The organism is Caecibacter sp. AF58-12pH5A, from assembly GCF_027681725.1.
GTDB classification, from domain to species: Bacteria; Bacillota; Negativicutes; order Veillonellales; family Megasphaeraceae; genus Megasphaera; species Megasphaera hominis.
This window is the reverse complement of record NZ_JAQDBC010000085.1, coordinates 1-651: the sequence shown is the minus strand read 5'-3', so window position 1 is coordinate 651 and position 651 is coordinate 1. Positions and strand designations below refer to the sequence as shown.

At 37.6% G+C, this 651-nt stretch carries 1 pseudogene; it reads left to right on the top strand.

What is annotated here, in order from left to right:
• Positions 1-68: 68 nt before the first annotated feature.
• Positions 69-313 (top strand): annotated as a pseudogene (locus tag PGX44_RS13935) (transposase); the annotation flags it as partial.
• Positions 314-651 lie beyond the last annotated feature (338 nt).

Genomic DNA, 651 nt, shown 5'->3' with positions numbered 1-651 from the left:
TGCAGCAATACGATGTTGCTTATTGAATCGATTTACACAAAACTCTTGACACACCCGATTTTCGTAATATGATTGTTGAGTTGTACCAGTCTGGTGAACCAGTGAGAAAGTTAAGTAGCGAATATGGCGTATCTGAAGTTACGATTTATAATTGGATCAAAAAGCTAAATCCAGTGCAATTAGAAGACGGCTCGTCTATCACCTCAGAGGACTATGCAATGTTACAGAAACAAATATTAAAACTCCAAGAGGAGAATGAAATCTTAAAAAAAGCTATGGCCATATTCGCGAAAAAATAAATGATGCTGAAATCGGGAGTGTAAAATGAAGTGCGTAAGTTAGTAAATTGGTTACCGGTAACTTACACACTTCATTTTACACTCCCTGAGTAAACCATTATCTGGCATCATAACAGTGTTATTATTATAATTCCAACCAACAACCAATGGTTCAAAATGTTCTTCATTGTCAGTACCACGTACCCAGAAATCCGATTTAAATGTTTCTCCTGGTTCTATCGTAGGGCGGGGACCTCTTGAGTCTACTTCATACCTGATGCCGCCTAGATGATTTAATACTGCTTGTACCCGATCTATAATGGGCCTGTGAATTCAGACCAGTACTGAAAATTTTAAGAGTGCATGATATAGT